Source organism: Cupriavidus sp. DL-D2 (assembly GCF_039710735.1).
Lineage (GTDB): Bacteria > Pseudomonadota > Gammaproteobacteria > Burkholderiales > Burkholderiaceae > Cupriavidus.
On record NZ_JBDKXK010000021.1, the window covers coordinates 26,620 to 50,884 of the forward strand.

The 24,265-nt window shown below is 64.2% G+C and carries 23 protein-coding genes; 13 read left to right on the forward strand and 10 right to left on the reverse strand.

Going from position 1 to position 24,265, the window contains the following annotated elements; genetic code table 11:
• The first annotated feature begins 117 nt into the window (after positions 1-117).
• Entirely contained in the window at positions 118-741 is a 624-nt protein-coding gene (locus tag ABDB81_RS14080; protein WP_137927594.1) for a LysE family transporter, read from the forward strand.
• Here ABDB81_RS14080 and ABDB81_RS14085 read toward each other — a convergent pair.
• Together ABDB81_RS14085 and ABDB81_RS14090 are read right to left on the reverse strand one after the other, a co-directional pair.
• Complete coding sequence (locus ABDB81_RS14085; protein ID WP_160474332.1) at positions 725-1,261, reverse strand: methylated-DNA--[protein]-cysteine S-methyltransferase; 537 nt, start codon at positions 1,259-1,261, stop codon at positions 725-727. The genes ABDB81_RS14080 and ABDB81_RS14085 overlap by 17 nt on opposite strands.
• Positions 1,258-2,763, reverse strand: a complete 1,506-nt coding sequence (locus tag ABDB81_RS14090; protein ID WP_160474333.1) for an AlkA N-terminal domain-containing protein — start codon at positions 2,761-2,763, stop codon at positions 1,258-1,260. The genes ABDB81_RS14085 and ABDB81_RS14090 overlap by 4 nt, the downstream gene beginning before the upstream one ends.
• A gap of 201 nt (positions 2,764-2,964) precedes the next feature.
• On the opposite strand from ABDB81_RS14090, the gene ABDB81_RS14095 reads away from it, so the two are divergent.
• On the forward strand, positions 2,965-5,838 hold the full coding sequence (locus ABDB81_RS14095) for a pitrilysin family protein (protein ID WP_346811701.1): 2,874 nt from the start codon (positions 2,965-2,967) through the stop codon (positions 5,836-5,838).
• Between the two features lie 82 nt (positions 5,839-5,920).
• Positions 5,921-6,292 (forward strand): PHA-granule associated protein 4, encoded by a 372-nt coding sequence (locus ABDB81_RS14100; protein WP_137927590.1) that lies wholly within the window; start codon positions 5,921-5,923, stop codon positions 6,290-6,292.
• Positions 6,293-6,300: 8 nt separating this feature from the next.
• On the opposite strand, the gene ABDB81_RS14105 is transcribed toward ABDB81_RS14100, so the two are convergent.
• From ABDB81_RS14105 to ABDB81_RS14115, 3 genes are all read right to left on the reverse strand, one after another.
• Positions 6,301-6,849 (reverse strand): hypothetical protein, encoded by a 549-nt coding sequence (locus ABDB81_RS14105; RefSeq protein WP_346811703.1) that lies wholly within the window; start codon positions 6,847-6,849, stop codon positions 6,301-6,303.
• A gap of 77 nt (positions 6,850-6,926) precedes the next feature.
• Positions 6,927-8,084, reverse strand: coding sequence for an acyl-CoA dehydrogenase family protein (locus ABDB81_RS14110; protein ID WP_160474335.1), 1,158 nt, complete (start codon positions 8,082-8,084; stop codon positions 6,927-6,929).
• 126 nt (positions 8,085-8,210) lie between these two features.
• On the reverse strand, positions 8,211-8,453 hold the full coding sequence (locus ABDB81_RS14115) for a hypothetical protein (protein WP_249359653.1): 243 nt from the start codon (positions 8,451-8,453) through the stop codon (positions 8,211-8,213).
• Positions 8,454-8,893: 440 nt separating this feature from the next.
• Here ABDB81_RS14115 and ABDB81_RS14120 point away from each other — a divergent pair, with 440 nt between their 5' ends.
• The 5 genes from ABDB81_RS14120 (at position 8,894) to ABDB81_RS14140 (ending at position 12,900) form a co-directional block, all read left to right on the forward strand.
• Positions 8,894-10,207 carry an MFS family transporter gene (locus ABDB81_RS14120; protein WP_137927586.1) on the forward strand — a complete coding sequence of 438 codons (1,314 nt, stop codon included), beginning with the start codon at positions 8,894-8,896 and terminating at the stop codon, positions 10,205-10,207.
• A gap of 133 nt (positions 10,208-10,340) precedes the next feature.
• The gene (locus ABDB81_RS14125) at positions 10,341-10,637 is read left to right on the forward strand and encodes a hypothetical protein (RefSeq protein WP_137927585.1); all 297 of its coding nucleotides are present in this window, start codon (positions 10,341-10,343) and stop codon (positions 10,635-10,637) included.
• Positions 10,618-11,364, forward strand: a complete 747-nt coding sequence (locus tag ABDB81_RS14130) for a Fic family protein (RefSeq protein WP_137927584.1) — start codon at positions 10,618-10,620, stop codon at positions 11,362-11,364. The genes ABDB81_RS14125 and ABDB81_RS14130 overlap by 20 nt, the downstream gene beginning before the upstream one ends.
• A gap of 72 nt (positions 11,365-11,436) precedes the next feature.
• Positions 11,437-12,396 carry a LysR family transcriptional regulator gene (locus ABDB81_RS14135; protein ID WP_137927583.1) on the forward strand — a complete coding sequence of 320 codons (960 nt, stop codon included), beginning with the start codon at positions 11,437-11,439 and terminating at the stop codon, positions 12,394-12,396.
• A 30-nt stretch (positions 12,397-12,426) separates the two neighbouring features.
• On the forward strand, positions 12,427-12,900 hold the full coding sequence (locus ABDB81_RS14140) for a YbaK/EbsC family protein (protein WP_137927582.1): 474 nt from the start codon (positions 12,427-12,429) through the stop codon (positions 12,898-12,900).
• Positions 12,901-12,921: 21 nt separating this feature from the next.
• Here the strand turns inward: ABDB81_RS14140 and eutC are convergent, their stop codons facing one another.
• Together eutC and ABDB81_RS14150 are read right to left on the reverse strand one after the other, a co-directional pair.
• Complete coding sequence (eutC, locus tag ABDB81_RS14145) at positions 12,922-13,695, reverse strand: ethanolamine ammonia-lyase subunit EutC (protein ID WP_346811707.1); 774 nt, start codon at positions 13,693-13,695, stop codon at positions 12,922-12,924.
• 24 nt (positions 13,696-13,719) lie between these two features.
• Complete coding sequence (locus ABDB81_RS14150) at positions 13,720-15,102, reverse strand: ethanolamine ammonia-lyase subunit EutB (protein ID WP_160474339.1); 1,383 nt, start codon at positions 15,100-15,102, stop codon at positions 13,720-13,722.
• A 219-nt stretch (positions 15,103-15,321) separates the two neighbouring features.
• Here ABDB81_RS14150 and ABDB81_RS14155 point away from each other — a divergent pair, with 219 nt between their 5' ends.
• A complete protein-coding gene (locus ABDB81_RS14155) occupies positions 15,322-16,386 on the forward strand; it encodes a hypothetical protein (RefSeq protein WP_160474340.1) in 1,065 nt (354 codons plus the stop codon).
• A 72-nt stretch (positions 16,387-16,458) separates the two neighbouring features.
• On the opposite strand, the gene ABDB81_RS14160 is transcribed toward ABDB81_RS14155, so the two are convergent.
• Positions 16,459-17,130: a FadR/GntR family transcriptional regulator gene (locus tag ABDB81_RS14160; RefSeq protein ID WP_346811709.1), complete on the reverse strand. Its 672-nt coding sequence runs from the start codon at positions 17,128-17,130 to the stop codon at positions 16,459-16,461.
• A gap of 182 nt (positions 17,131-17,312) precedes the next feature.
• Here ABDB81_RS14160 and ABDB81_RS14165 point away from each other — a divergent pair, with 182 nt between their 5' ends.
• The 4 genes from ABDB81_RS14165 to ABDB81_RS14180 all read left to right on the forward strand — a co-directional run bounded on the left by ABDB81_RS14165 (position 17,313) and on the right by ABDB81_RS14180 (position 22,034).
• Positions 17,313-18,086, forward strand: coding sequence for a (Fe-S)-binding protein (locus tag ABDB81_RS14165; RefSeq protein ID WP_346811711.1), 774 nt, complete (start codon positions 17,313-17,315; stop codon positions 18,084-18,086).
• Positions 18,087-18,091: 5 nt separating this feature from the next.
• Positions 18,092-18,811, forward strand: coding sequence for a lactate utilization protein C (locus tag ABDB81_RS14170; protein ID WP_137927600.1), 720 nt, complete (start codon positions 18,092-18,094; stop codon positions 18,809-18,811).
• A complete protein-coding gene (locus ABDB81_RS14175) occupies positions 18,808-20,253 on the forward strand; it encodes a LutB/LldF family L-lactate oxidation iron-sulfur protein (RefSeq protein ID WP_346811712.1) in 1,446 nt (481 codons plus the stop codon). The genes ABDB81_RS14170 and ABDB81_RS14175 overlap by 4 nt, the downstream gene beginning before the upstream one ends.
• A gap of 68 nt (positions 20,254-20,321) precedes the next feature.
• Positions 20,322-22,034, forward strand: coding sequence for a lactate permease LctP family transporter (locus ABDB81_RS14180; RefSeq protein WP_346811714.1), 1,713 nt, complete (start codon positions 20,322-20,324; stop codon positions 22,032-22,034).
• Between the two features lie 53 nt (positions 22,035-22,087).
• On the opposite strand, the gene ABDB81_RS14185 is transcribed toward ABDB81_RS14180, so the two are convergent.
• Positions 22,088-23,227, reverse strand: a complete 1,140-nt coding sequence (locus ABDB81_RS14185) for a CoA transferase (RefSeq protein ID WP_137928526.1) — start codon at positions 23,225-23,227, stop codon at positions 22,088-22,090.
• A gap of 29 nt (positions 23,228-23,256) precedes the next feature.
• Positions 23,257-24,246 (reverse strand): tripartite tricarboxylate transporter substrate binding protein, encoded by a 990-nt coding sequence (locus ABDB81_RS14190; protein ID WP_346811716.1) that lies wholly within the window; start codon positions 24,244-24,246, stop codon positions 23,257-23,259.
• Between the last annotated feature and the right edge of the window lie 19 nt (positions 24,247-24,265).

The following is a 24,265-nucleotide window of genomic DNA, read 5'->3' on the forward strand; positions in this document are numbered from 1 at the left end:
GCCAATCAGTCAGTTTTTCTCACGGAATCCGGCGAGTATATATCGCTTTGCGTACCCAATTCTGCGAGACAAAATGCCAGCCTGAACCTCGACCATCTCTCACGAAAACTGACTGAAATGCTCCCCTCCACTGAATTGCTGGCCGTTGCCACGATCACCATCCTCGCCGTCATCAGTCCGGGCCCGGACTTCGCGATGGTCACGCGCAACAGCTACATCTCAGGCCGACGCACGGGCCTGCTCTGCGCACTGGGTATCGCGCTTGGCGTGCAGGTGCATGTGGCGTACACGATGTTCGGTGTCACGCTGCTGATCGCCCATGCCCATGCGCTGCTGGGGGCGATCAAGTTGCTGGGGGCGGGCTATCTGATCTGGATCGGCTTCCAGACGCTGCGCAACCGGACGCCGCTGACGGTGGACACGTCGGCCGCGCCCGCCATCTCCGGCGCGGCGGCGCTGCGCATGGGATTCCTGACCAATGCGCTGAACCCGAAGACCACGTTGTTCGTGGTCAGCACCTACACGCAGGTGGTGAACGTCCATACGCCGCTGCCAGTGCAATTCGGCTACGGCCTGTTCATGTCGGTGGCGCACTGGGCGTGGTTCAGCCTCGTCGCCTGGGCCTTCGGTTCAGCCGCGTTGCGCACAGCCATGCTGCGGCGTCAGCGGTTACTGGATCGGCTGATCGGCTCGACGCTGTGCGGACTGGGCGTCGCGCTCGGGGTCAGCAATCTGGGATAAGGGCGAGCGAAGCCTGGCGCATGGCAGGCCGATGCAGCGTGCCTTCCAGCGACAGCAGCGCACGTTTGCGATCCACACCGCCCGCGTAACCGGTCAGGTCACCCGACGCGCCCACAATGCGATGGCACGGCACGATGACCGACAGCGGGTTGCGCCCCACCGCGCCGCCCACGGCCCGCGAATGGCTGGGCGGTAGGCCGATGCCCGCCGCAAGCTGCCCGTAGGTCGACATCTCGCCAAAGCCGATGTCGCAGAGCGCCTGCCAGATCCTTTGCTGGAACGGGCTGCCGGCGAACCGGATCGGCACCGTGAAGACCTGCAGAGATCCGTCGAAGTACGCCTGCAGTTCCTCCTCGGCCTGCGCCAGCACGCGTGCATCGGCACCGGACACCACACCTTCCTGCGCGGAGTGCTCGGGATAATATTTCTGGCCCGAGAAGAACAAGCCCGTCAGCGCACCGGCTTCGGCGCGCAGCAGGATATGGCCCAGGGGGCTGTCGATGATGCGGTGGTGTTTCATGCTGCCTGCTCCTCCTGTTCGATTGCGCCACCTTGCTTGAGCACTTCGTATCGGTGCCACAGGTGGATTGCCGCATAGGCACGCCATGGCGCCCAGTGCACGGTCATGTTCTGCATCGCGCGGACAGTGCTGACGCCCAGCACCTTGCGCAACGCGTAGTCGGTGCCCGGAAATGCATCGGGCCAGCCCAATGCACGCATTGCCACGTACTGCGCCGTCCAGTCGCCAATGCCTTCGATCTCGCGCAGCCGCGCCACGGTATCGTCGGGGGCCGCGTGCGGGTCCAGCCGGATCTCGCCCGCTGCCACCTTGCGCGCCAGCGCGCGGATCGAGCGGATCTTGCCCATTGCCACGCCAGCCGCCTGATAGTCCGCATCGGGCAACGCGGCCAGGGCCTGCGCGGTGGGAAAGGCGTGGGTCAATGGGGCGGCGTGCGGTACGGAGATCAAGCCCGCCCGCGCGTCCTCGGGCAGGGCATCGCCTGCGATCTGCACCAGCCGCACGAGGATGCGCCGTGCCTGCACCACCGAAATGATCTGGCCGATGATGGCCCGCACGGCAATCTCCAGTCCATCGAACGTGCCGGGCAGCCGCATGCCGGGCGTGCCGGCCGCGAGGTCGCCTAGATGGGCATCGACGATATCGGGCCGGCATCCCAGATCGCACAGCCGGCGGACCTTGCCCAATGCCTGTGGAATCACCCGGGCCAGCGATACGGACAAGGTCACGCGCACCACAGTCCGCTTCGGCACATGTTCGAGCCGCACCCAGCCCAGATGCCGCTGGCCGTCGGCGTCGATTGCGATCGTCCGCGTGTAGACCCCGCCGTGCGACTGTTCGACACCATCCACGATTCGCACATTCAGGAATTCAAGCCACTCGGCCCATGCCAGCGGCGGACGGTATCCCAGTTCGAACACCAGTCGATCCGCCATGCCGTCAGCGGCGCGGCGGCGCATGGCCAGCGGCGTCAGCCCGTAGCGTTCCTTGAGCACATCATTGAAGCGCCGCACACTGCCGAAACCCGCCGCCAGCGCCACTTGCGTAACCGGCAGCGTGGTATCGGTCAGCAGCCGCTTGGCCAGCAGCAGCTTTTGCGTCTGGGCGTACTCATGCACGGACACGCCGAACTCGGTGTCGAACAGGCGCCGCAAATGCCGCTCGGTCACGCCGATGCGCGCGGACAGTTGCGCCACGCCCGCCTCGGCCATGAATCCTTCGTCGATCAGCGTGGCGGCGGCTTGCGCCAGCCGCCCCGAGATGTCGGCCAGGCCATGGCCGGGCGCCAGTTCGGGCCGGCAGCGCAAGCACGGCCGGAAGCCATGCTTCTCCGCTGCCGCCGCCGATTCGTAGAACGTGCAGTTCTCGCGTTTGGGCGTGCGCACGGCGCAGATCGGCCGGCAATACACGCCCGTGGACGACACGCCGACGAAAAAGCGTCCGTCAAAGCGCCGGTCATGCGAGGCGATGGCCTTGTAGCAGGTGTCGGGATCGAGTTCCATGCCGTGCATCGTACGCCTTTGGTGTCGATCGAATGCGCTGGAATCGGACATTCGCCTCGGGCTCTTCCTGCGCCGCGCCATGCGCTGGATCATGGGCGAAATGTCCCCGATTCTGAAAGTGCGTTGGGCCGCGTTCCGCAGTACCCGGCAGCGGCTAGAATCTGCTCACTTGCGGCGTCAGGCGCCGCGTTCGGAGTTTTCATGGTCCGTCGTTGTTCCGTTGTCCGCATCGTCACCATCGCCGGCCTCGCCTGCGCACTGCTGGCCGCTCCTGTTTCTGCCGCAAAGATTGCCGGGAAGCCGGCGTCTACCGCTGCGGCGGCCGCGCCCGTCGCACGCGCCACGCCGGTGACAACCGTCGAAGGCATCACCGAATACCGCCTGCCCAACGGCCTGCGCATCCTGCTCGCCCCCGACGACGCCCAGCCCACCACCACCGTCAACATGACGTATCTGGTGGGCAGCCGCCACGAGAACTATGGCGAAACCGGCATGGCGCACCTGCTAGAACATCTGCTGTTCAAGGGCACGCCGTCACTGCCCGGTCGGACGATTCCCACCGAGTTCGCGCGGCGCGGCATGCAGTACAACGGCACGACCAATCAGGACCGCACTAATTACTTCCAGACCTTCGCGGCCAGCGACGACAACCTCGACTGGGCGCTGCGCATGGAAGCCGACCGCATGGTCAACAGCTTCGTGGCGCGAGCCGATCTGGACAGCGAGATGAGCGTGGTCCGCAACGAGATGGAGATCGGTGAGAACAATCCCATGCGGATGCTGCAGCAGCAGATGTATGCCGCCGCCTACCGCTGGCATAACTACGGCAAGGCCGTGATCGGTGCGCGCAGCGATGTGGAGCGCGTGGGGATCGAGAACCTGCAGGCGTTCTATCGGCGCTATTACCAGCCCGACAACGCCGTGCTCGTCGTGACCGGCCAGTTCGATCCGGCCCGCACGCTCGCGCGGATCGAGCAGGCGTTCGGACCGATTCCACGCCCCACGCGCGTGCTGCCGCCCGAATACACCGTGGAGCCCCCGCAGGAGGGTTTGCGCGAGGTCACGCTGACACGCTCCGGCGACAGCCGCATCGTGGCGACCATGTACCACGTGGCACCCGGCGCCCATGCCGATAGCACGGCACTGGACCTGCTGTCGGTGATCCTGGCCGATACCCCGGGAGGCCGCCTGGAGCGCGCGCTCGTGGATACGCGCAAGGCAGCCTGGCAGGGCTCGTACTTCACGACGATGAAAGACCCCGGCGTGATCGGATTTGCCGCAGGGACCAGCAAGGATCGCCCCATCGAACCGGTGCGCGACGCCCTGGTCGCCACCGTGGAAAGTCTCGCAACGCACCCGGTCACGCAGGAGGAACTGGAACGCGCACGCGTTCGCCTGCGCAACGCATTCGAGAAGACGCTGAATGATCCAGCCGCCTATGGCATTGCATTGTCCGGCGCCATTGCCAAGGGCGACTGGCGTCTGTTCTTCATCGCGCGCGACCGCGTGGAATCCACCACGCTTGCCGATGTGCAGCGCGTGGCCGAGAACTACTTCCGGCCCGCCAATCGCACGGTCGGCGAGTTCATTCCCGGTGACCGGCCGCAACTCGCTTCCATTCCCGCTTCGCCGGACGTGGCCGCGCTGACGCAGGGTTACGCCGGCAAGCCGGCCGCTGCGGCGGTGGCGGCTTTCGACCCCGCGCCCGCCAACATCGACGCCCACACGCTGCGCGAGACGCTGCCAAACGGCATGCAACTGGCCCTGCTACCCAAGCCCACGCGGGGTGGCGCGGTCCACGGCACGTTGATCCTGCGCATCGGCAGCCTGGAGACGCTACAGGGCAAGGTATCGACAGGAGCGATGACGGCGGCCATGCTCGATCGCGGCGCGGGCGGGTTCGCCCGTCAGCAGATCGCCGATCGCTTCGAGGCACTGAAAGCCAATGTGTCGGTGTCTGGCAGCGCCGAGCGGGTGACCGTGCGTTTCGAGACGCGCCGCGAGTACCTGCCGGACCTCATGGCGTTGTTGCGGACGGTACTGCGCATGCCCACCTTCCCCGGCAACGAGCTGGAAACGCTGCGCGCCAGCAGCATCGCCGGCATCGAGAGCCAGCGCAGCCAGCCGGGTTCGCTGGCGCCCATCGTGCTGGGGCGGCACGGCAACCCCTATCGTCTGGGCGATCCGCGCTACACGCCAACCTTCGACGAGAGCCTGGCCGAACTGCGCGCGGTGACGCTCGATGACCTGCGCGATTTCCACGCAAAGTACTACGGTGCCGAACACGCGCAATTGGCCATCGTTGGCGATTTCGATGCGGCGGATGCCTCGCGCCAGGCCGCATTGCTGTTTGGTGACTGGCGCGCGCAGGTGCCTTTCGAACGTGTGGATCGTCCCTTCATCGACATTCCGGCCTCGCAGTTCACGCTCCAGACAGCAGGCAAGGCAAACGCCGTGTTCGCCGCGTCGCAACCTATCGATCTGGTCAGCGATTCCCCCGACTACCCCCTGATGCTGATCGCCAGCCGCGTGCTCGGCGGCACCGGCATGCGCAGCCGTCTGGCTGACCGCCTGCGCCAACGCGATGGCATCAGCTACGGTGTATCGAGTTCGATCAACATTGGCGCGCTGGACCGTGCGGGACGCTTCGGACTCTGGGCCATGTATGCGCCGCAGAACCTTCCCCGCCTGCGCAAGGCCGTGGACGAGGAAATGGCGCGATTCGTACGAGAGGGCATTACGGCGGAAGAACTATCGGAAGCGTCCAACGGCTTGCTGGAGCAAGGCAAGATCAGCCGCACACGCGACGGTGCACTCGCCGGCGCTCTGGCTAACCAGGCTTATCTGGGCCGCACGATGGCGCACACCGCCGAGATCGAAATGCGGATCCGCACCGCCACGCCTGGGGCAGTCAACGACGCGATCCGTCGCTACCTGGGGTCTGCGACGCTGTCGCAAGCCTTTGCCGGAGATTTCGGCGCGGCGCCCGGCAATGCCGCGGGCGCTTCTGCCGCACCCGCCGCGTCGGGCGGCGGCGCCCCGGCTACCGAAGCCGGAGCGCCGGGCAATCCTTGAGCGCGGGAGACGTTACGTCAGCCTTGAGACGCGCCACCGAACACTGTATATTCATACAGTGTTTTTCAGACTAGAGGTTTGGATGTCCATCGAACGAGCTGGCAGCAAGGCAGAAGCGCTGAGGCTTCTGGATGCGAATCGAGTGTTTGCGCTTGAGCTGGATTACGAAACGGGATGGCAGGATGCCGTGGAGCTCGGCCGGCTTGGAGACAAGCGCGGCATCAAGGTGCAGTATCGCGGACAGGAAAGCGTGGCTGTCCGTTCCCGCGACGCCCTGCTGGCAGGCCTTGGCAAACCCAAGACCACATTCCGGCAGCGGAATCTCTATTGCCAGTTCGATCTCGGGCTGCTGGCCGATCACGAACTGGAACAACTCGAAGCCAAGGCGACCCGCCTGGGTGACTACATCCTGGCTGGTCACCTGCTGCGCGAGGCCGACAGTATCTGGTCCTGAATCGGGGATTACTGCCAGACCCGCGTGGCACCGGCCCAACGCGCTGCGGCCGACGTATGCATGACCGCGCAGCCGGCCTCGGTGGCAGCCGACGACGCATGGTCGGTGCCATCGATCGACGTCGCACACAGCACGGCGGTAACCAGGGTCTTGATGTCGCCTCGCCCGGAAGCCGCCAGCGCGGCGAGCCGCTCGTGGCCGTCCAGCACGATCAGGCTGTCACCGGAGCCGGGGCGCAGTTCCAGCGCATAGAGATGGTCGCATTCGCAGCGCATACGGCCCCCTGACACCGCCACGACAATCGCACTGGGCAACGCCAGGCCGGACTCGCGCACCGTATCGCGCAGTCGATCCAGATGGGCCTGGGCGCGATAGTCGCGCGCCGAATGCGCAGGCTCCGGCCCGTTCGTGAGCGCGATCAGTTCGTCGGCCGACACCACCAGCGTGTATGCCTGCACCGTCGTGCGATACGTCGCCACCACGGCGCGCAGGCGATGCACGGCTTCGGTATTCGCAGCGATCAGCCCTTGCGGGGCCTTCACCTGGATATTGCTCATCCTGTCTCCTGCCTCTTGTGCCCGGCCCGGTGCGTCCGGGCTGGCCAACCGGGCGCCAGACGGCGCCCGCCCCGAAATCAGTCGCGCAGCAGTTGCTTGGCGATGATCAGTTGCTGGATCTGGGTGGTGCCCTCGTACAGGCGCAGCAGGCGCACGTCACGATAGAACCGTTCGGCCTTGTATTCGGCGATGTAGCCGGCACCGCCGTGGATCTGCACGGCACGGTCGGCGACGCGACCCACCATTTCCGTACAGAACATCTTCGTGCAGGACGCCAGCATGCTGACTTCCGGATCGCTCTTGCCGGCCGGCTTGGCGTCGTAGCGCTGCGCGCAGTCGCGCACCATCGACAGACCCGCGTACAGTTCGGCCTGGCTGTCGGCCAGCATCGCCTGGATCAACTGGAAATCGCCGATGGGCTTGCCGAACTGCTTGCGTTCCTTCGCGTATTCGACGGCATCGGTAATCAGGCGGTGCGCCATGCCGCATGCCAGCGCCGAGATATGCAGGCGACCGCGGTCCAGCACCTTCATGGCCGTCTTGAAGCCCACGCCCGGCACGCCGCCGATGATGTTGGCGGCGGGCACGCGTACGTTCTCCAGCACCACGTCGCAGGTCTTGGTGCCGCGCTGGCCCATCTTCTTGTCGGGTTTGCCCAGCGAGATGCCCGGCGTATCGGCCGGAATGATGAACGACGAGATACCCGATGCGCCCTGGCCGCCCGTGCGGGCCATCAGCGTGAACGCACCCGCGCGCGGGGCATTCGTGATGAAGCGCTTGGTGCCGTTGATGATGTAGTGATCGCCGTCGAGTTCGGCGCGGGTTTGCAGCGAGGCGGCGTCGGAACCGGCATTCGGTTCGGTCAGCGCAAACGAGATGACCAGTTCGCCGCTGGCGATCTTCGGCAGGTAGTTCTGCTTCTGTTCCTCGGTACCGTCCATCAGGATGCCCTGCGAACCGATGCCGACGTTCGTGCCGAACACCGAGCGGAACGCAAATGCCGTGTGACCGAGGTCATAGACCACATCGCATTCCTGCGACATCGACAGGCCGATGCCACCGTATTCCTCCGGAATCGAGATCCCGAACAAACCCATTTCCTTCATGTCGGCCACGATGTCGGCCGGCACATCGTCGATTTCCTCGAGCGTGTCTTCGGCGGGCTTCAGGCGTTCATCGATGAAACGCTGCACGGAAGCGCGCAGCAACGAAAAGGATTCGGCGTCGAGGGCCATGGCAAATCTCCGGATAAGTCAGTACACCTGCAATGGCCGCCCATACTACGCCGGCCAATAATTTTGACAATCCTCGCCAACTTGGACAGAACCGACAGGAATATTTGACAATACTCTTCGGACTGTCTATTCGTCACATTTGCGGCGTGCCAGCGCTTCCCGCGTATAGCCGAACATCACGCGCAACTGATGCTCGATGGCATCGGCCTGGTCGAGGCAGGCAAACACCAGATCGTCCTTGAATTTCTGCGTCACACCTTTCAGGCGCGGGGCTTCGTACGAAATCCGGCGTGCGCGGCAACGCATCTCCAGCAAGTCTGCTTCGGAGGCAGTGCGCAGGCTTGCCTGATGGACGCGATCGCATTGCACGAGATCGGGCTCGGCGCAGACAAGCGCCGGCGCCAGCAGCAATGGGAAAAGAAAAAATCGGACCGGAATCATGGAACAAGGAGATTGAAAGGCTCGCCATGCAGAATCGCTCTGCATCATTGCGCAGCCCGCGGCACCGTGCAAGCTAACCGCATGACGTTATGCAGACCAGTGAAATTTTTCGTCGACGCACGGCGCAATAGGAAACTCTTTCCACCTGGCGGAACAATCCCCTGCAAACCCGCTACTGGCAAGGGCTATGCTGGAGGTCTCTCCGGAGTCAGACGCTGCCCCCATGGGCGATCGGCGGATTCCACGATAGGCTAACCACGCAAACGGGCATCCCGGGATGCGTCCCCCGCCGGATTCCATGCCGGACACGCACCCTCGCCCAGTTCCCATTCAGCGGTGCCAGCACGCCGCCAAGACCACAAGCACCTATGACAGACATCGCCTCTCCCGCCAACGTCGGCTCGCCACCCACCGCTGAAGAAACCAGAAAACGCGTCTTCGCGATCGTCGCCGCGTCGTCAGGCAATCTGGTCGAGTGGTTCGACTTCTATATCTACGCGTTCTGCGCGATCTACTTTGCGCCGTCGTTCTTTCCGAAGGCCGACCCGACCGCACAGTTGCTGAACACCGCCGGCGTCTTCGCGGCCGGCTTCCTGATGCGTCCGATCGGCGGCTGGCTGTTTGGCCGCATCGCCGACCGCAACGGCCGCAAGAACTCGATGCTGATCTCCGTGATCATGATGTGCTTCGGCTCGCTGCTGATTGCGTGCCTGCCCACGTATGCCGCCATCGGCAACTGGGCACCGGCACTGCTGCTGGCGGCGCGTCTGCTGCAAGGCTTGTCCGTGGGCGGGGAGTACGGCACCACCGCCACCTACATGAGCGAAGTGGCGCTCAAGGGTCGGCGTGGTTTCTTCTCGTCGTTCCAGTATGTGACGCTGATCGGCGGCCAGTTGCTGGCCGTGCTGGTCGTGGTGATCCTGGAGCAACTGCTGACCGAAGCCGACCTGAAGGCCTGGGGCTGGCGCATTCCGTTCGTGGTAGGCGCCATCACGGCAGTTGTGGCCCTGCTGCTGCGCCGCACGCTGCATGAGACCAGCACGGCCCAACAACGCAACAGCAAGGAAGCCGGCAGCGTGACCGAACTGTTCCGTCACCACAAGGCCGCGTTCTTCACGGTGCTCGGCTATACGGCAGGCGGCTCCCTGATCTTCTACACGTTCACCACGTACATGCAGAAGTTCCTGGTCAACACGGCGGGCATGCCGATCAAGACCACGAGCTACGTGATGACAGGCTGCCTCTTCCTCTACATGTGCATGCAGCCGATCTTCGGCGCGTTGTCGGACCGCATCGGCCGCCGCAACAACATGCTGCTGTTCGGTGCACTGGGCGCACTGGCCACGGTGCCGATCCTGACCGCACTCAAGACCGTGTCGAGCCCCGAACTGGCCGGCCTGCTGATCTGCATCGCGCTGGCTATCGTCAGCTTCTACACGTCGATCAGCGGCATCGTGAAAGCCGAGATGTTCCCGCCCGAAGTGCGTGCGCTGGGCGTGGGCCTGGCCTACGCCGTGGCCAACGCCATCTTCGGCGGCACCGCCGAATACGTGGCACTGGGCCTGAAGTCCATCGGCCACGAAAACACGTTCTACTGGTACGTCACCGGCATGATGGTCCTGGCCTTCCTGGTCAGCCTGCGCCTGCCACGCCAGGCGAAGTATCTGCATCACGAGCATTGAGACCTGGCCCTGCGCCAGTTCTACGCATCGCATCACGGCCCGCCTTTCAGGCGGGCCGTTTGTTTTTGCGGCGATTGACCGACAGGACCAAACCCTATAATTTGGACCTGTTTCTCAACTCCCTCGATCCGCAATGGGACAACTTCGGGCTCCAAAGACGCTTCCCGCAGAGCTTGATGCACTGCCGGTGGAACACGTCAGCGAATACGTTCTCGAATTCGCCCGCGCTCACCACATCGAGTTCTCCCGCTCAGGTGTGGACGACTGGTCCGAGGCCGTCACCCGGGCGGCCGGCGACGACGTGGCGCTCGATGCCACCGAAAAGCTCCTGGTGACGCTCAAGAAGCAGCAGTTGATCAGCGGTCGCCAGATGGCACGGCTGATGACGAACCATATGCGTGAGCGCAAGCATGTTCGACCCGTTCAGTGATTTCGAGACTGCGGGTTATCTCAGAAATTTTGAAGGACTCAAGGACCCCGACGAGATCAAGGTTCAGGAGCATGCATTCTTCGAGGCCAACCTTGAGGAAGCGCTGGATCGCCTGAGCAATCATAACGGCCCACTGGCATACCAGCATTTCCTTGAAGTGCACGCGATTCTCTTCCAGGACTTTTACCCTTGGGCCGGACAGGACCGCCACATGCTGGACGTGGGCCGCCTCGTCGAGAAAGGCGATGTGCAGTTCGAAGTTGCGGAACGCAGCCGCCAGGCAGTGGAATGGGGACTGCGCATGGGCAACGATACCCGGACCATTCGGCTGAAGCCAGGTGCAGTCATGGGAGCGTTTGCCTGGGGCCATCCGTTTCTCGATGGCAATGGCCGTACGATGCTGCTGGTACATACCGCGCTCTGCGCACGCGCGGGATTCTCGATCGCCTGGCAGCTGACGCGCAAGAATGAGTACTTGCGGGCTTTGACGGCCGAGATCAGGACACCGGACCAAGGTGCACTCGATGAATATTTCAGGCCGTTGATTTCGCCGATGTCGTCCAGAGACGACTGGTTGTCACAGATCATCGCACTGCCCGGCCTTGATGGCAGCCAGATGGATGAAAACGTTGCTTATCAGGCAAACGACGCTGATGCTGTCGAGCGATATACCGAAGCTGCCCGAACTCGGGCACAAAGCCTCGATCCATCCAACAGCCAACCGTGAACTCCATGGCAAACTAAGGGGCCTTCGGGCCCCTTACTCTTTTCCAGCCCCGCAACCCGCCGCGTCCGCCTCATGGATCTCAATGCCCTGCGCCTGTTCGTCGATATTGTCGACGCCGGGAATCTCAGCGCCGCTGCGCGCAAGCTCAAGATGACGCGTGCCAATGTCAGCTATCACCTGAAGGCGCTGGAAGAGGAGCTTGGGGTGCAGTTGCTGCGCCGGACCACGCGTCATGTGGAACCCACGCCGGTGGGTGCCGGACTCTACGAGCATGGGCGCAACATCCTGGGCGAGGTGGCCGCCGCGAATGCGCTCATCAGCAGCATGGGCAAGAGCCTGCAGGGCCATGTGCGATTGTCCGTACCAACGGGGTTGGGTCATGCGATGCTCTCGCCGCTACTGGTGCAGTTCAAGCAGCGCTATCCCGACATCGTGCTCGATGTGGTCTTCGACAACCGCATCCACAACCTGGTCTCCGAGGATGTGGAGGTGGCGCTGCGCATCATCTCCACGCCGCCGGACTCCGTGGTGGCGACCGAGATCGGCACGGTGGACTGGGTGGTATGCGCCGCACCGTCCTATCTGGAGGGGCGCACGCAGCCCGCGCTACTGGCCGATCTGACCACGCATGCCATCGTCTGCGCCTCGCCGATCGGGCAGAAGCTCAAGATTGCGGGCGTGCGCGATGAAAGCGGTGGCAACAATGGCGGCGAACGCGAGCAGGTGGTGCTCGATCCGACGCTCAGTTCCGAGAACTTCGCGTTCCTGAAGGATGCCGTGGTCAGCGGCCTCGGCATCGGCATCTTTCCGCTCTATGCCGTGGCGGGTGATCTGGAGACTGGCACGCTGGTGCCGTTGCTCGACCACTATCGCATCAGTGTCTTCGGCAGCAAGCTGTTCATGCTGACGATGCCCAACCGCTATCAGACCATGGCCACGCGCTATCTGCTTACGTTCCTGAAGACGGAGTTGCAGGCAATCTGGCCTCGCGTCCGTGGCGCCAGTGCCTATAGTGAGAGCACCGAGGACTAGACGGCGCGGTGCGCCGAAGGAAGGCGAATCATGGCAATGGCAGGCACGCTGGCCGGCCGGCTCAGCCGGATGAACAGCCAGTTCGATATCGTGCATCACCCTTACAGCCTCAGCAGCATGGCCACTGCACAGGCTGCCCACGTTCCCGGCCACCGGCTCGCGAAAACCCTGCTGCTTGAAGACGAGAGCGGTTACGTGACTGCCGTGATCCCCTCGAATCATCATCTGCAGATGATGGCCATTCGCGACCTTTCGGGCCGAGATCTCGTGCTGGCACATGAAGACGACATTCGCGAAGTCTTCAAGGATTGCGAGCTTGGCGCGATCCCGCCCTGCGGCATGTCATACGGCATGCAGACCTATGTGGATGAGAGCCTGTTCGACGAACCGGAAGTCTGGTTCGAAGCGGGCGATCATATGGAACTGGTGCACATGGCGCGCGATCAGTTCATGACGTTGATGGGCGACGCGCAACGCGGCCGCTTCTCGCACGTCATGATGTAGGGCCGTCGATCCCGCGTCACGCTACCCCCCATCCGACAGCGCCGCCCCCGCAGCGGCGCTGTCGTCTTTCAGATCCACGCCCGAGCGACCCAGCGCCACCGCACCGCGCAGCAGGAAGACCAACCGATCGGCCGCCTGCGCGTACGGCAACCCTTCCGGTCGCACGTTCGAGATGCAGTTGCGCTGCGCATCGGTGCGCCCCACGCGCGGATCGTAGGTCAGGTAGATGCCGAGGCTATCCGGCGAACTGAGTCCAGGCCGCTCGCCAATGAGCATCACCACTTGCCGCGCGCGCATGCATTCGCCGATGTCATCGCCCAGCGCCACGCGCGCCTGTTGCGCCACCACCACCGGGCCGATGTGCCATTGCCTCAATCTTGCAAGCACCGCCTGCAACATCGGCACGCCATGCCGCTGCGCGGCCAGCGCAGACAGACCATCGGCAATCACGAACACCACGTCGAATGGCGGCGTGCCCGGCTGCAAGGCTGCGGCCCCGGCATCGTCAAGTCGCCGTCCCAGATCCGGGCGGCGCAGATACGTTTCGCGATCCGGCGCAGCGCTGTGCACCTGCAGCACGTCCTGCCCGGCCTCGCGCAATGCGGCATCCATCGCACGGACATCGAGCGGCAGATGCACCGCATCGCGCGCCTGGGCATGGGCCAGCCCGAAGGCAAGCACGGCGTCCGTGGTCTGCGCATGGCCCGTGCGTCCGATACCCACCCGGGCGCGCGTGAACTGGCGCAGGCGGCTCCACGGGTCGGCGGTCGTGATATCCGCTGGCGTGTCAGGCATTACAGTCTCCCGGCTTCAAAGGGATCAGATCGATGCCGCCATCGCCAGCAGTGGCTGCCGCGCGGCGGGTTCCAGCAGACGCCCTGCGTCGTCGAGGATGCCCATGTGTTGCAGCCACGTCTCGAATTCCGGCGCTGGACGCAAACCCATCGTCTCGCGCAGGTAAAGCGCGTCATGGAACGCCGTGCTCTGGTAGTTCAGCATGATGTCGTCGGCGCCCGGCACGCCCATGATGAAGTTGATACCCGCCACGCCGAACAGCGTCAGCAGGTTATCCATGTCGTCCTGATCCGCCTCGGCGTGATTCGTGTAGCAGACATCGCAACCCATCGGCACGCCCATCAACTTGCCGCAGAAATGGTCTTCGAGCCCCGCGCGGATGATCTGCTTGCCGTCGTAGAGATACTCAGGGCCGATGAAACCCACCACGGTATTCACAAGCAGCGGTTCGAATCGGCGCGCCACGGCATAGGCGCGTGCCTCCATCGTCTGCTGATCCACGCCGTGATGCGCGTTGGCCGATAGCGCACTGCCCTGCCCTGTTTCGAAATACATGACGTTGTGCCCGACCGTGCCGCGCCGCAGCGACAACGCCGCCTGGCGCGCCTCGTCGAGCAAGGCCAGCGAGATCCCGAAAGCCTCGTTGGCCGCCTGACTGCCGGCCACGGACTGGAAGACGAGGTCCACGGGCGCACCCTGCCCGATGGCACGCAGCGTGTTGGTGACATGCGTGAGCACGCACGACTGCGTGGGCACCGCGTACCGTTCGCGAATATCGTCGACCAGTTTGAGTAGCGCAACGATGGCACCGAGGTTGTCGCTGGCGGGGTTGATGCCGATGGTGGCATCGCCACAGCCATACAACAACCCATCGACGATGGAAGCGGCGATGCCGCGCGGGTCATCGGTCGGATGGTTGGGTTGCAATCGCACCGAGAGTCGGCCCGGCAGACCAATGGTGTTGCGCAAGCGCGTGACGACGCGGCATTTGCGCGCCACCGCAATCAAGTCCTGGTTGCGCATCAGCTTGCTGACGGCGGCGGCCATCTCCGGCGTGATGCCGGGCGCTACGCGAGCGAGCGTGGCGGTATCGGTCTCGTGGCGCAGCAGCCAGTCGCGGAAATCGCCCACGGTCAGGCTGGCCAGTTCGGCAAACGCCGTGGGGTCGTGGCTGTCGACGATCAGTCGCGTGACCTCGTCGTCCTCATACGGCACCACGGCTTCGTTTAGGCACTGCACGAGCGGCATCTCCGCCAACGCCATGCGCGCAGCCATGCGCTCCTCCTCGCTGCCTGCCGCCACGCCAGCCAGCGCGTCACCCGAGCGGGCCGGGCTGGCGCGCGCCAGCAACGTGCGCAGGTCGGCAAAGACGTGCCGGCGGGCGCCGACGGTGTGGGTAAATGCCATGGCGGTCGGTCTCCCGGCTGGTTTGCGCCGTCCGTTGCACTTCTTTCCAATATAGGCGACGAGGCGATGCAAGGTTCGCGCCCAAGCGCTGCCGCCGGGCAGGCCGGCAGTTGTCCGGTCATACTGACTTGCCATTGTTACGCGCCACATCGACAATCAGCGCCTGCCGTACCCTTTTCCCTTCTGCGCAACGCTTTCAGCAAGAACCTCAGCGAAAACATGTCCCGGCTGGATCCAGAACATCCGCAAGACCGCCTTGAAACAGGCGCCCCCTCCTTCTCCGCCGCCCCGCCGAGGCGTTGGTTCACCGTCACGGTCGCTTCCTACCTTGTTGTGGCTGGCGCGCTGCTGCTGGTGATGCAGGCCAATCTGGTGGCTGCGCTGCTGTCGGGCCTGCTGCTGTATTCGCTCGTAGATGTGCTGGCCCCCCGCCTGACGCATTCGCGCCGGGACGCCATTGCCGTAGCCATTTTGTCAGCCATCATCCTGCTGGCGCTGACCGGGGGGATCTGGGCGTTGATCCGCTTCCTCGACATCGACAGCGCCACCATCAACCGGCTGCTCGACCACGCCGCCGACATCATCGACCAGTCTCGCGCGCAGCTGCCGGCCTGGATCAGTGATTACCTCCCGAATGGCGTGGAGGAACTGGGCACCACGTTGATCTCCGCGCTGCGCGCCCACGCGCAGATGGCACAGAAGCTGGGCACCGACATCCTGCGCACGCTGCTGCATATCGTGCTGGGCCTGGTCATTGGCGCGATGGTGGCGCTCTACCGCGCCATCGCCCGACCCAACCGTCGCCCGCTGGCGGCGGCGCTCATCGACCGCGCGCGCACGCTGCAGCAATCGTTTGCGCAGTTCATCTTTGCGCAGATCCAGATCTCGCTGATCAATACGTCGCTGACCGCGGCCTACCTGCTGATCGTGATGCCGTTGTTCGGCCAGCACCTGCCGCTGTCGAAGACGCTGGTCGTCATCACGTTCGTTGCCGGGCTGCTGCCGGTGCTGGGCAACCTGATCTCGAATACGGCCATTGTGATTGCGTCGCTGTCGGTGTCGCTGCCGATCGCCATCGTCTCGCTGCTTTACCTCGTGGTCATCCACAAGCTCGAATACTTCCTGAATGCGCGGATCATCGGCGCGCGTATACAGGCCGCCGCGTGGGAACTGCTGACCGTGATGCTGGTGATGGAAACGATCTACGGCATCCCGGGCGTGATCGCCGGCCCCATCTTCTACGCCTACCTGAAGCGCGAACTGGTGAACGCCGAGCTGGTATAGCCGCAACGGCGATTTGTTAACTCGTTGATTCCATAGGGATGTCGTACGCAGAAATTGGTACGACCAATCTCGTTACGATTGGTCGCTTTCCACGCGACTACGCACGAAATCGATATGAGTCTGCATCGCCGTGCGGGCTTCTTCGGGCCGGCGTGACAGGATGGCGTCGCACAGCGTGCGGTGCTGAAGCAGCAGCAGGTCCGATGAATCGGCATCCGATTCGCGCAATCCAGTGCCATTGATGGTGATGTGCTCCCGCAACATGCCGATCACGCTGGTGTGCAGGTGCAGGAACATCGTGTTGTGTGAAGCCAGCGCAATGGCGTCGTGCAGTTTTGCATCGGCATCGGCCTCGGCGGCCTTGTCGTCGTCCGCGCGCGATGTCTCCAGCGCCTTCATCAACCCCCGTATACGTTTGAGGTCCGACGCGTCCGCGCGCAGCGCGGCGAAGTACGCCGTCGCGCCTTCCAGCACGCGCCGGAATTCGAGGATGTCGTCACGCAGCGCAGGATGGTCGGCTACCAACTGGCCCCAGGGCGACGCGATACCCGTGCGCAACTGATCGGTCACGTACACACCCGCCCCGCGTCGGCTTTGCAGCAGGCCCCGCGCCGCCAGGCGCTGAATGGCCTCGCGGATGGTGTTGCGCGATACACCATATTGCTCCGCCAGCAGACGCTCCGCAGGCAGGCGCGCGTTGACCGGCCACGTGCCGTCCAGCAACGCGGTCTCCATCCTGCGCATGATGTCTTCCACGCGGTTGCGCACCCCTCCCATCGCTCCTTCCTTTCTGTCTGCCAACGCGTCAAGACAAAATTGGCCCAACCAATTTGTACTCCGGCGCGAGAGCGGGAATTATGCGCTCAAAAATGTTGCCGCGCCCGCCCCAGACCGGAATGCGCAGCGGCGCCATCCGGAGGCAGACAATGCAATCCAGGCAATACCCCACAACCGCCCCGTCGCAGGTGTATCTGTTCGGCACCTGTCTCGTCGACCTGTTCGTCCCGCAAGCCGGCCTCGACGCCGTGCGCCTGCTGGAGCGCGAAGGGCTGACCGTCCACTTCCCGCGCGGCCAGAGTTGCTGCGGCCAGCCCGCTTACAGCAGCGGCAACCCAGAGCAGGCGCGCAAGGTGGCACGCGCCCAACTGGACCTGTTCCGCGAGCCATGGCCGATCATCGTGCCGTCCGGCTCGTGCGGCGGCATGATGCGCCACCACTGGCCCACGCTATTCGCGGATGACCCCGAGACGGCTGCGCTGGCCAGCGATATCGCCAGTCGCACCTACGAACTTGCCGAATTCCTGCTCAACGTGCTGCATGTGCGCTTCGACGATCTGCCCGCTGGCGATCACGAGCGCGTGGTGCTGCACACCTCCTGCGCGGCGCGGCGAGAAATGGGGACACGTGTGCATGGCGTGGCGCTGGTCGATGCACTGCCCGGCGTGACGCGCGTGGAGCACGAGCGCGAATCCGAATGCTGCGGCTTTGGCGGCACGTTCTCGCTCAAGCACGCCGATATCTCCGGCGCGATGGTGCGCGACAAGGTGGCCTCCGCCTGCGCCACCGGTTGCGACCGGCTGGTCTCCGCCGATTGCGGCTGCCTGCTCAACATCGGCCACGCCGCCGCGCATGCTGGCGCACCGCTGCCCGTGGAGCATCTGGCGTCGTTCCTGTGGCGCCGGACCGGAGGTGCCGCATGACCGCGATGAGCGCACGCGAACGCATGCTCGGCCGCCTGCGGGCCGCCGTGCCGACATCGGGCCAATCGCTGGCCGCCGATACCGCCGCGCTTGATCGTCGCATCGATCAGCACTTCGATACGCGTCGCGGCGAGCGACCCTCCCTTTCCACGATGATGGTGTCGATGCAGGCCGCGCTCTCGGCCTCGCATGCGGATGTGATCTGTGCCGATGCCACAAGCTGGCCCGCGCGCGTTGCGCAACGTCTCGCTGACGCTGGCGTGCGCCGCCTGTTGCTCGACACACAGCGACCCGAAGGTGCAGCACTGGTAGCCGCGCTGCCCGCAAGCACATCCGCCGTGACCTTCGACTGCCCCATCGATACGTGGAAAGCCGAACTGTTCGACACCATCGATGCAGGCTTCACCGTCGCACGTTCCGGACTGGCCGCTACCGGCACGCTCATCGTGACGCCCGACAGTGGCTCGCCGCGCACGATGTCTCTTGTGCCGCCGATTCACATTGCGCTGGTGTATGCCTCCACGCTACATCCCGACCTGCATGGCGCGGTGCGCGCCGAAAACTGGGGCGCTGGGTTGCCAACCAATCTGGTGATGATCTCCGGTCCGTCGAAGACTTCCGATATCCAGCAGACGCTGGCCTACGGCGCGCATGGTCCGCGCCAGCTATGGGTGGTGATCGTCAACGACGTGGATGTCGCCCTGCAACCGGAGGCCGCGCAATGAGCCAGCAAACCCTGCACTTCGTGCCTTCGGCCGATTTCCGCGCACGCGCCCGCGAGGCGCTCGACGATCCCAAGCTGCGCAAGAGCTTTCGCGGTGCGATGGACTTCCTGCAGCAGAAGCGCGCCGTACAGTTTCCCGATGGCGATGAACTCGAACACCTGCGCGATCTCGGTGAAGCCATTCGCCAGCACGCGCTCGCCAATCTGCCTGACCTGCTGACGCAACTCGAAACCAACCTCACGCGCGCTGGCGTGCAAGTGCATTGGGCCGAGACTGCCGAGGAAGCAAACGCGATCATCCACGGTATTGCCCAGCGGCACGCCGCGAAACGCGTGATCAAAGGCAAGTCGATGGCCAGCGAGGAAATGGAGCTGAACCATTACCTCGCCGAGCGTGGCATCGACTGCATCGAGTCGGACATGGGCGAGTACATCGTGCAGATGGCTGGCGAAAAGCCATCGCATATCGTGATGCCGGCGATCCACAAGACCAAGGCCGATATCGCCGCGCTGTTCGAGCAGAACATCCCCGACACGCCCTACACCGAAGACGTTGACGACCTGATTCAGACGGGTCGCCGCGCGCTGCGGCAGGCATTCGTGCAAGCCGATATCGGCCTGTCAGGTGTCAACTTCGCCGCTGCCGATACGGGCACGCTGTGGCTCGTGGAAAACGAGGGCAATGGCCGGCTCTCCACCACGGTGCCCGATGTACATGTGGCCGTGATGGGCATGGAAAAGGTTGTAGCGAAGCTTGCCCACATCGTGCCGCTCTCGAGCCTGCTGACGCGTTCCGCTACGGGCCAGCCGATCACCACGTACTTCAACCTGATCTCCAGCCCGCGCAAACCGGGCGAGCAGGATGGCCCGCGTGAAGTGCACCTCGTGCTGCTCGATAACGGTCGCAGCCAGGCGTATGCCGACGCGCAGTTGCGCGCCACGCTGCAATGCATCCGCTGCGGCGCGTGCATGAATCATTGCCCGGTCTATACGCGCATTGGCGGCCACGCTTACGGCACCACGTATCCAGGCCCTATCGGCAAGATCATCTCGCCGCATCTGCTGGGTCTCGACGCCACGGCGGATCTCGCCACGGCATCGAGCCTGTGCGGCGCGTGCGGCGAAGTGTGCCCCGTGCGCATTCCGATTCCGCAATTGCTGGTGCGCCTACGCACCGAATCGAATCGCAATCCCGACGAGGCCGTGCCGCATCCGCTGAAGGGACAAGGCGCGAAGTTCAGCCGACGCGAGCATCTGGTCTGGCGCTTCTGGAGCGGCGCGTTCGCGCATCCTGCTGCGTATCGCGTGTTCCGCTGGGCCGCCACGCGCCTGCGCGCGCTGACGCCGTCTGCGCAGATGGGATGGACGCAGCATCGCAAGCCGCTCACGCCCGCGCCAAAGAGCCTCTCGGATCTGCTGGCCGAACGCGACCAACCCGAGTAGCGGCACGCCACGCGCGCAGCCGCCGCACAAGAGTTCAAAGAACCGACACACCACCAAGGAGACCACCAGTGCAAGCCTGGACCCAGATCTATACGCCGCTCGGCAGCCTGTGGCTGTCCGCGCTCGCGGCGGCCATCCCCATCATCTTCTTCTTTGTCGCGCTGGCCATCCTGCGCATGAAGGGCCATGTGGCCGCCGCCATCACGCTGGCGTTGGCACTGGCCGTGGCGATCCTCGCCTATGGCATGCCCGCACCGCAGGCGCTGGCCGCCGCCGGTTTCGGCTTTGCGTACGGTCTGTGGCCGATTGCGTGGATCATCATCACCGCAGTGTTCCTCTACAAGATCGTCGTCAAGACCGGCCAGTTCGATGTCATCCGCGCATCGGTGCTGTCGATCACCGATGACCAGCGACTGCAGATGCTGCTGATCGGCTTTGCATTCGGCGCGTTTCTCGAAGGTGCGGCAGGCTTCGGCGCGCCGGTGGCGATCACCGCTGCGCTGCTCGTCGGCCTGGGTTTCAATCCGCTCTATGCCGCCGGCCTTTGCCTGATCGCGAACACGGCACCCGTGGCGTTCGGCGCGATGGGTATTCCGATCATCGTCGCCGGGCAGGTGACCGGGATCGATCCGATGCATATCGGCGCGATGGCAGGCCGTCAGTTGCCACTGCTCTCGCTGGCTGTGCCGTTCTGGCTCGTTTTCATGATGGATGGGTGGAAAGGCGTGCGCGAGACGTGGCCCGCTGCGTTCGTGGTGGGTGGCAGCTTTGCCGTGACGCAATACTTCACGTCGAACCATATCGGGCCGGAACTGCCGGACATCACCTCTGCACTGGTGAGCCTGATTTCGCTGGCCGCGTTCCTGCGTATCTGGCAACCGCGTTCGGCATCGCAAACGGCTGGCGGTTCCGTCGGTGCGGGCGGCACGATTGCGATGGCTGGCATGGGTGGCGGAATGAGTGGCGGCATGGGGACACCGTCGCACCGCAAGGCGTCGCCGTACACGTTCGGGCAGACCGTGCGCGCCTGGGCGCCGTTCGGCATCCTGACCGCCATCGTTACGGTGTGGAGCCTGCCGTCCTTCAAGGCACTTTTCGCCGCCAACGGCGCGCTGGCCGGCACGGTGCTGAAGTTCAAGGTGCCGATGCTCGATCAGCTCGTCATCAAGACCGCACCGATCGTCGCTTCGCCCAAGCCTTACGAAGCCGTGATGAAGCTCGATCTGCTGTCGGCGGTGGGCACCGCGATCCTGCTGACGTCGATCATCTCGGTGATCCTGCTCCGCATGAAGCCACGCGACGCCATCACCACGTTCTTCGAAACGCTGCTCGAACTGCGCCGCCCGATTCTCTCGATTGGACTGGTGCTCGCGTTTGCATTCGTGGCGAACTACTCGGGAATGTCTTCGACGCTGGCGCTGCTGCTGGCCGGCACGGGCGCGGCCTTCCCGTTCTTCTCGCCGCTGCTGGGCTGGCTCGGTGTGTTCCTGACCGGCTCCGATACGTCTTCAAACGCGCTGTTCTGCTCGCTGCAACACACCACCGCGCATCAGATCGGCGTCTCGGACACGCTGCTTGTTGCAGCCAACACCACGGGCGGCGTCACCGGCAAGATGATCTCGCCGCAATCCATTGCCGTGGCCTGCGCGGCAACGGGACTGGTGGGCAAGGAATCGGAACTGTTCCGCTTCACCGTGAAGCACAGCCTGCTGTTTGCGTTCATCGTGGGGGTGATCACGATGGTGCAGGCGTATTGGTTGACGGGGATGATTCCGGGGTAAATCAGCTCCCCTCTCCCGCAAGCGGGAGAGGGGAGCAAACCAACAGCAACTAGTTAGTCATTCGCCGCCGCCCTCGGCAAAAACTCATTCCCTTCCGTCAACGGCGCATACCGGTACGTCGCCGGTGTCCGGCTCAGTTTGATGGGCGCACCCAGTCCCTTGTAGCCGCCTTCCATCTCCACCACCATCTCGCGATGCGCGGTGTGCGGATGGTTCAATGCATCGGGCACCGATAGTACCGGCGCGCACGGCACGCCTGCTGCGGCGAGTTCATCGGCCAGTGCCTTGCCGTCCCACGTCGCCATCTGCGATTCCAGCGTGCCTTTCAGCATCGCGCGATTCACCGAACGGGCACCTGCCGTGGCAAAGCGTTCGTCGTCGGCCAGTTCGGGCACGCCGATATGTGCGCAAAGGAGGCGGAACTGGCGATCGTTGCCTACTGCCAGGAAGACCGGATCGGTGGCCGTCGCCACGGTGTCGTACGGATAGATGTTCGGGTGTGCATTGCCGGTACGGCCCGGTGTCTTGCCGCTCATGAACCAGTTGGCCGCGTGCGGATGCAGCAGCGACAAACCCGAGTCATAGAGCGCGGCTTCGACGAACTGTCCGCGTCCGCTGCGCTCGCGCTCTTGCAGTGCCAGCAGCACGCCAAGTGCCGCGTTGAGACCCGTGACCATATCGACCACCGGCAGTCCCACACGCAACGGTTCGCCATCGGGTTCGCCGTTGATGCTCATGATGCCGGCCATCGCCTGAATCGCTGCGTCGTAGCCGGGCAAACCTCCAAGCGGACCATCGGCGCCGAAGCCCGACACGCGGCAATGCACCAGGCGCGGAAAGCGCTGCGACAACGCATCGAAGCCGATACCCCACTTCTCCATCGTGCCGGTCTTGAAGTTCTCGACGAGCACATCGGCTTCGGCCAGCAACGCCATCAACACTTCGCGATCAGCATCGGCGGTGAGGTCGAGCTTCATCACGCGCTTGTTGCGGTTCAGCCCGAAATAGTAGGACGCCACGCCATCGCGGAACGGCGGCCCCCAGGTGCGCGTGTCATCGCCCTGCGGCGGTTCGATCTTGAGCACGTCGGCGCCGTGATCGCCCAGGATCTGTCCGCAGAACGGACCGCCCAGGATGCGCGACAGATCGACTACGCGGATGCCGGCCAGCGCGCCGGTACGGGATGGCGTCATGTCTCTTCCTTGTATTTTTTAGCGATGCATCAGTCGAGCTGTGCACCGGATTTCTGCACCACGCCCCGCCACTTGCTCACTTCCGATTTCACGAATGTGCCAAGCTGCTCGGGCGATGTGGACGGCGCCAGTTCCAGCCCCTGCGCCAGCAATGTCTTGCGGACTTCGGGCTGTTGCAGGGCATCGGCAAACGCATGGTTGAGCTTGCCGATCACTTGTGCAGGCGTGCCCGTCGGTGCCACCACGCCAAAGAATACCGAAACATCGAAGCCGGCAACACCCTGCTCGGCAACGGTGGGCACATCGGGCAATGCCTGCGAGCGGCCCTTGGTGGTCACGCCCAACGCGCGCACCTTGCCGCTCTTGATGAACGGCAGCGCGGTCAGTACATCGGTGAACGTCATGCTGACCTGTCCGCCGAGCAGATCGTTCAGCGCCGGACCCGTGCCCTTGTATGGCACATGCTGGAAGTCCGTGCCGGCCAGGTTGTTGAACAGCACGCCTGCCAGATGCGACGACGCGCCATTCCCCGACGATGCATACGTCAGCTTGCCCGGATGCGCCTTGCCATACGCGATCAGTTCCTGCACGTTCTTCGCGGGCACGTTCGCGTTGACCACCAGCACGTTCGGCAACTGGCCGATCTGGATGACCGGTGCGAAGCTCTTCACCGGGTCGTAGTTGATCTTGCGATACAGGCTCACGTTGATCGCGAGCGGCGCGGACGTGCCAAACATCAGCGTGTAGCCATCCGGCTCCGCGCGCGCCACCATCTCTGCGCCGATGTTGCCGCCAGCGCCTGCACGGTTCTCCACGATCACCGGCTGGCCCAGACTGTTTTTCAGCGCGGCAGCCAGCGTGCGGGCCATCGCATCGGTGGGACCACCGGGTGGGTAGGTCACCACGAGCATGATCGGCTTGCTCGGAAAATCCTTTTGTGCAAAAGCAGGCGTGACGGTTGCGCAGAACGCGCAGGCGGCAAGCGCGGCGAGCGCCGCGCGGCGGTGCCATTGGGGCATGGTTGTCTCCGGATGAATC

Bases quoted from the DNA above. Each gene is read 5' to 3' on its own strand.
- ABDB81_RS14080 (WP_137927594.1), top strand. From the start codon at position 118: ATGCTCCCCTCCACTGAATTGCTGGCCGTTGCCACGATCACCATCCTC.
- ABDB81_RS14085 (WP_160474332.1), bottom strand. From the start codon at position 1,261: ATGAAACACCACCGCATCATCGACAGCCCCCTGGGCCATATCCTGCTG.
- ABDB81_RS14090 (WP_160474333.1), bottom strand. From the start codon at position 2,763: ATGGAACTCGATCCCGACACCTGCTACAAGGCCATCGCCTCGCATGAC.
- ABDB81_RS14095 (WP_346811701.1), top strand. From the start codon at position 2,965: ATGGTCCGTCGTTGTTCCGTTGTCCGCATCGTCACCATCGCCGGCCTC.
- ABDB81_RS14100 (WP_137927590.1), top strand. From the start codon at position 5,921: ATGTCCATCGAACGAGCTGGCAGCAAGGCAGAAGCGCTGAGGCTTCTG.
- ABDB81_RS14105 (WP_346811703.1), bottom strand. From the start codon at position 6,849: ATGAGCAATATCCAGGTGAAGGCCCCGCAAGGGCTGATCGCTGCGAAT.
- ABDB81_RS14110 (WP_160474335.1), bottom strand. From the start codon at position 8,084: ATGGCCCTCGACGCCGAATCCTTTTCGTTGCTGCGCGCTTCCGTGCAG.
- ABDB81_RS14120 (WP_137927586.1), top strand. From the start codon at position 8,894: ATGACAGACATCGCCTCTCCCGCCAACGTCGGCTCGCCACCCACCGCT.
- ABDB81_RS14125 (WP_137927585.1), top strand. From the start codon at position 10,341: ATGGGACAACTTCGGGCTCCAAAGACGCTTCCCGCAGAGCTTGATGCA.
- ABDB81_RS14130 (WP_137927584.1), top strand. From the start codon at position 10,618: ATGTTCGACCCGTTCAGTGATTTCGAGACTGCGGGTTATCTCAGAAAT.
- ABDB81_RS14135 (WP_137927583.1), top strand. From the start codon at position 11,437: ATGGATCTCAATGCCCTGCGCCTGTTCGTCGATATTGTCGACGCCGGG.
- ABDB81_RS14140 (WP_137927582.1), top strand. From the start codon at position 12,427: ATGGCAATGGCAGGCACGCTGGCCGGCCGGCTCAGCCGGATGAACAGC.
- eutC (WP_346811707.1), bottom strand. From the start codon at position 13,695: ATGCCTGACACGCCAGCGGATATCACGACCGCCGACCCGTGGAGCCGC.
- ABDB81_RS14150 (WP_160474339.1), bottom strand. From the start codon at position 15,102: ATGGCATTTACCCACACCGTCGGCGCCCGCCGGCACGTCTTTGCCGAC.
- ABDB81_RS14155 (WP_160474340.1), top strand. From the start codon at position 15,322: ATGTCCCGGCTGGATCCAGAACATCCGCAAGACCGCCTTGAAACAGGC.
- ABDB81_RS14160 (WP_346811709.1), bottom strand. From the start codon at position 17,130: ATGCGCAGGATGGAGACCGCGTTGCTGGACGGCACGTGGCCGGTCAAC.
- ABDB81_RS14165 (WP_346811711.1), top strand. From the start codon at position 17,313: ATGCAATCCAGGCAATACCCCACAACCGCCCCGTCGCAGGTGTATCTG.
- ABDB81_RS14170 (WP_137927600.1), top strand. From the start codon at position 18,092: ATGAGCGCACGCGAACGCATGCTCGGCCGCCTGCGGGCCGCCGTGCCG.
- ABDB81_RS14175 (WP_346811712.1), top strand. From the start codon at position 18,808: ATGAGCCAGCAAACCCTGCACTTCGTGCCTTCGGCCGATTTCCGCGCA.
- ABDB81_RS14185 (WP_137928526.1), bottom strand. From the start codon at position 23,227: ATGACGCCATCCCGTACCGGCGCGCTGGCCGGCATCCGCGTAGTCGAT.
- ABDB81_RS14190 (WP_346811716.1), bottom strand. From the start codon at position 24,246: ATGCCCCAATGGCACCGCCGCGCGGCGCTCGCCGCGCTTGCCGCCTGC.